The organism is Desulfothermus okinawensis JCM 13304, from assembly GCF_054654515.1.
The window spans coordinates 1-5,774 of sequence record NZ_BAAIEW010000047.1 but is presented as its reverse complement, the minus strand read 5'-3'; the positions used below and the strand labels follow the sequence as shown (position 1 = coordinate 5,774).

The following is a 5,774-nucleotide window of genomic DNA, read 5'->3' as shown; positions in this document are numbered from 1 at the left end:
CAAAATGGTTTACTATATCTTTTGCAATCTCTTTTATTCTTGCTTTAGAACCAACCAATGCTTCAAGTTTAGCCCATTTTGCCTTTGTTTTTTCTACCTCAGACAACCCTTTTTGGTCTAATTCTTCTTCATACTCTTCTATAAGTTTTTTGCCATCTTCAGTTAGATTAATCTTTACAAGCCTACTTTCATAATAGATTGGAACTGTTGCTCCATCTTCCACTGCATTTGCAATATCATAAACATCAATATAGTTTCCAAAAACAGCAGGGGTGTTTCTATCTGTTTTTTCAATTGGTGTTCCAGTAAAGGCAATATAAGTTGCATTTGGCAGGGCATCTCTTAAATATTTAGCAAATCCGTATTTTATATCACCGCTTTTTTTATCTACTTTTGCCTTAAATCCATATTGTGTCCTGTGTGCTTCATCAACAATTACAATGATATTATCCCGCTTAGATAGAGTTTCATAAACATTCCCCTGTTCTGGCCAGAATTTGTGTATAGTTGTAAACACAACCCCGCCAGCATCTACTTTTAAAAGCTCTTTAAGATGTCCTCTGCTTGTGGCCTGAACAGGCTCCTGCCTTAAAATCTGTGTAGCTGACGCAAAGGTATCAAAAAGTTGATCATCAAGGTCATTTCTATCAGTGATAACCACAATTGTTGGGTTATTGATTGTTTGAATTATTTTCCCTGAATAAAAAAGCATTGACAATGATTTTCCTGACCCTTGAGTATGCCATACAACCCCTGCTTTTTTATCCCCTTCAGGTTGATTTTTCACATCAGGGAGTCCATAACTTTCAGGTGGTTCTCTTACAATGTATTTATATCTATTTTTACCTATTGCCCTAATAGTTGACTCTATTGCCTTATTAACTGCGTAGTATTGGTGATAACCTGCTATTTTCTTTGTTGTTTGTACGATTGTTTGCCCATTTTCATCTTCTTTTTTGCTTTTTTCAAAAAGTATGAAAAATCTAATATAATCAATAAGAGTCCTTTTATTTAAAAGTCCTTTTATTAGTGTTTCAAGCTGGCTTACAAGGTTTGAAGCCTCTTTTTTCCCATCTGCAGTTTTCCAATACATAAACCTGTCGTATCCTGCAGATAAACTCCCCATTCTTGCTTCAAGCCCATCTGAAATGATTAAAATTTCATTGTATGTAAAAAGTGAGGGTATTGTTTGCTTGTATGTTTGAATTTGGTTATATGCTGATTTTATAGTGGCATCTTCATGGGCAGGGTTTTTTAATTCCATTACCACTATAGGTAATCCGTTAATGAATATTACAACATCTGGCCTTTTGTTCTTATTATTTTCTATAACTGTAAACTGGTTAACAACCAAAAAATCGTTATTTTCAGAGTTCTTAAAATCAATAAGCCATACAATATCGCCTCTCTCAACCCCATCTTTTTGGTATGTAACCTTTACTCCTTCTGTTAGCATTCTGTGGAATATTTCATTATTGGCTATTAAATCTGGTGTGTGGATTTGGGTTAGTTGTTTTATGGCATCATCTATTGCATTTTGGGGTAAATTGGGATTTATATTTTCTATGGCACTTTTTAATCTATCAAATAAAATTACATCTTCAAAAGATTCTCTTAATGGATTTTTTCCATCTGGGGCAATATCTCCACCAAATAGATAATCGTATCCCTGAGATTTTAAGAGGTCTATGGTGAATTGTTCGATCTGGGATTCAGTAATGTTCATAAACTTCTCTCAATTCTCTCAATTTCATATTTCAAAAATAATGTTTTATTGTCATCAATCAAATCTTTAATCTTTGTTATTAATTCATACTCTTGATCGATATTATTTAAATTTATTCTTTTAGATATCTTGTCAATTGCAGATTTTGGTACACCATATTCAAGTAAAATAGATAATTTTTCATCTACAAAATCATTTTCTAATAAACTAGCATAATAAGTATAGTCACCAGGACTTTTACCCCTTTTTAAACATACATATCTCTGAATATTATTTATTATATTCAACCATTTGGGTACCTTAAATTGAAACCAATGTCTCAACATATTAAAAACTTCTCTTATTGCTTCATTATAAATTTCATAGTAGCTGTATTTAGAAAAGCGCTCTTTTTTCTTTTTTAAATGTATAAAATATTCATAAGTAGGTTTTATTAAGTAATTGATATTTTTCTTAGTTGAGTAATCAAAAGTTGTTTTTACTAAACGTTTTTTTGTCATAGGCCATGTTGTTTCGCCTTTTTTCAATAAATTATCCCATGCTAAACTTAATACATAATTTAGTTGGTTATATTTAGGTTTGGTCCAAATTATAAGTTCTTCCTTTTCTTCAACATCTCTATTTATTTGTTCTAAAATTTTTTTCTGTCCCCATATAGATACACCATTTCTTTTAAATAATTCTCTCTCTTTCTTAGATAACTCCTCTATTTTCTTAAATTGCTCTGTTTGTTTAGTACTATCTAAAAGATCTTCTTCTTCAATGAAAATTAAAACTTCATCCTCTATTGGATTTTGTTGATAAAATGGAATGTCAATTATTAATTTCTCTTTTTTTTCTGGAGGTGGATTAAAATTATATATATTACCAATATAATGAACCATAAAACGTCCTGCTCTACCTTTTATATTTGAATAATCAAAAAAATCTATTGGTTTCCTATTTCCTTTAGTTTTATCAAAAAAAACAATATTTTTAGTAGTAGTGTTTACACCTTCAATCAAAGTAGTAGTACAAAATAAATATTTTAACTTATTTTCATTAAAATAATCGACAATAGAAGAATTTATATGTTTTATGAGAGCTCCATCATTGATACCAATACCATAACTTAATAAATTAATCAAATTCCATTCTGGCGATACATTTTTTTCTATCCACTCAATAAGTGGTATTTCGTTTTCATCCTTTATAACATCAAGTTTTTTAATGTTTTTTAAAAAATCACTAAAACGCCATGCAAGATCTCTGGCTTTTTTTGGTGACGAACAATAGATTATAGTTTGTTCTTGCTTTTGGATTCCTAATTCATACAGTAATTCAAATAATACATTTTCTATATATTTTTTATTTCTTTGCGGATGATCAAACATATTTTTATGTTGTGAATATACATCTATAATTTTATTTTCAACCAGAGAACAATCAGTTTTATAAAATATTGCATTATATTTTTGAGCAAATCCTTTAGAAATTCCATCAATATTTGGTCCTAACAAGTAAAATTTCGGTTGATATTCTTTCATTAATTTGTAAAAGGCATTATTTAAAATATAAGCTCTCTCATCATCCCTCTTCTGGCTTAATTTATAAAATTCATCTAAAATTAAAAAATCTATTCTGGGTAGATTTGGATATTCTATAACACGTTCTGCAGTTAGTAAGAACAAATTTCCTTTATTAGGATCAGGTTCTTGTGTTGTTTTGACAATAATTTTATAATCTTTTCTGTATTTTTTAAGTTTTTTTCTTGTCTCATCCAATAAAGCCAAAGTTGGTTGTATAATCACAATGTTTTTATATTTTCTGCTTGCAACAATATCTTCAATCAATAGACTCTTACCAAAACTCGTAGGAGCACTTACTATTAGATTTTTATCACTTTCCAATATGTATTGAAGTATTTTTTGCTCTTCATGGAAATAAATATCTTCTAAATTCTCTGACAAATGAAATTCTTGTCTTATTTTTCCTTCTATTGTTGAGGGATTACCATTTTCTTTTTTTAAATATGGATAAAATCCTGCCATTTCAATTAAATCAAACCATATAGTTTTAGTTTTTTCGGGAATTTTTCGAAAATTATCTAAAATATATATTAGCAATTTATGTCCATTATTTTCATTATGCCTCAATTCATTTGCACAAATCTGGGCATATTTAAAACTATCATCATCAGATATCTGTTCACTATTTTCTATTCTTTCGATTATTTCATTTATATTCATTTATATCTCCTGTATGTGATATAATTTTGTATGTAATTTTCTAACTAACTCATTTTTATCAGGAACAGGAAAAAGCATAACTATTATGTTTAAATCTGACTGAATAGGTTCACCAGAATTTTTATATCTGTTTTTCATCTCTTCTAATTTTTCATCAAACAGATGCTTTAAATTTTGTACCTCTTCTTCATATTCCTTTATAAAATTTTCAGTTTCTTTTTTATGTCGATAAAAAATATCCGACTTATAAGTACATAATAAAGGGATAGTAACAGACTTGAATAATTCTTCTAATTTTTTATTATTATTTGCTACATCATCAAGTTTATTAAACCACTCATCTTTTTCATTAAAAAATTTTTCATACTCATCTTTATGATTTGAATCTTTTTTAAATTCATCTAATGTTATAAAAGCATTTTTCTTTTTTCCAATCAACACAAACTCTCTTTCAAGAAAGTTTCGTTTAAAATGTACTTCTACATCTTTTAGTAATTCCAATACTCCTTTTTTTCCACTATTATATAATTTAGATTCTCCAAAGAATATAGAATTTGCATCGTTGTTGTTTAAATCGGGACCAATATGAACTGCATCAAAGCCGTGAACTGTCATACCATCAGAATCTTTGAAATAAATTTTAGATATTAAAGGTATTGTATTAATAAAATCTCTTAGAATTAAATGCAAGATTAATTCACCGAACTCTCCTCTTTTTAAATATTTTTCTTTTATTTCATCATCATATTCTGAGTTATTATCTATATATGTTTCTTTAGCATTCTTAAAAACATCAATTTTGTATATAGATTTTGCGGCTTCTTTTAATATTCTCCTATTGTATGAATCTTTTAAAATACCCTTATGATATCCAAAAGCAAAATCAACAAGAGCATCCATTAATACATCAATCAAACTATCGAGCATGATTTTCCCGAAATCATATCCAACAAAATAGGCTCGTAAATCTGCTTTTGAAATATGTTGTGTAATAACATCTTCCGAGTTGAATATACTCATATTCTTATCCTCACTTCTCCACTCGTTAGTTTTGGCAATAGTGTATCTCTTAATTTTTCAAGTATGCGGATTTGTCCAAGATTAAAGATGATTTTATTAAATATTAAATTAAGCTGTTTGGAATATAACTCTAATTGTTTCTTGCTTAGTTTTGGAAATTCACAATTTTCTATTCCAGTACCACTAATATTAGGTTGAGCGCTTCCAGTAGCAGTATTTTCAATATAATCGAGTCCATAATCTGATTTTAGATGTAAATAAGCAAGAAATCTTGAACCTAGAAGTTTTTCTTTTAATAGGCCCACCCGTTGATTTAGCCATAACGACTCATTTGTTTGAGGCACTATCCCCATTTTTCCTATTTCCGCTCCTGTCATAGCGATTAAAACATCTCCGGAATTAATTTTAAATCTTTTATCAGTTTTCGAAATAATGTCATCAGATACGAAATCTGTTGAATTAATATCTACAATATTACTAGAGATATTTTTAATTTTTATAACTCTGTGGACTCCGTTACTTTTAAAATCTTTACTTTTAAATGCGTAACCATTTTGAATCTTAATAATGTCTTTTAGAGTAGAATTAAAATCAAAAGCTGAAATCCAATTTCCATAAAGTGCTTGTGCCATTTGTTCAAGGGTTTGATTTTGGCGGTGCAGAAGGTCTATTTTATCATCAAGAGAAGAAAGCACAGAGGCTATGGCTTTTTGCTCAGGAAGAGGTGGAATTTGAAATTCAAGTGATTTTAATGTTGAGCCTGAAATTTCACCAAAAGTTGTTCCAGTTGCAAGAGACTT

Annotated in this window: 4 protein-coding genes; all 4 read right to left on the bottom strand. The window is 28.9% G+C overall.

Translation table 11 applies throughout. From position 1 onward, the window contains the following. The coding region (locus ACYQ0O_RS12810) for a type I restriction endonuclease subunit R (protein ID WP_459893700.1) at positions 1–1,726 on the bottom strand (1,726 nt) is incomplete at its 3' end. Continuing rightward, positions 1,723–3,954: a DEAD/DEAH box helicase gene (locus tag ACYQ0O_RS12805; RefSeq protein WP_459893698.1), complete on the bottom strand. Its 2,232-nt coding sequence runs from the start codon at positions 3,952–3,954 to the stop codon at positions 1,723–1,725. The genes ACYQ0O_RS12805 and ACYQ0O_RS12810, both read right to left, overlap by 4 nt. Further along, positions 3,955–4,974, bottom strand: a complete 1,020-nt coding sequence (locus tag ACYQ0O_RS12800; protein WP_459893695.1) for a HamA C-terminal domain-containing protein — start codon at positions 4,972–4,974, stop codon at positions 3,955–3,957. Further along, on the bottom strand, positions 4,971–5,774 hold an 804-nt coding region (locus ACYQ0O_RS12795; protein WP_075070254.1), incomplete at its 5' end, for a restriction endonuclease subunit S. The genes ACYQ0O_RS12795 and ACYQ0O_RS12800, both read right to left, overlap by 4 nt.

What these genes read in the sequence shown, in the direction of transcription:
- ACYQ0O_RS12800 (WP_459893695.1), bottom strand. Translation starts at nt 4,974, where the DNA reads ATGAGTATATTCAACTCGGAAGATGTTATTACACAACATATTTCAAAA.
- ACYQ0O_RS12805 (WP_459893698.1), bottom strand. Translation starts at nt 3,954, where the DNA reads ATGAATATAAATGAAATAATCGAAAGAATAGAAAATAGTGAACAGATA.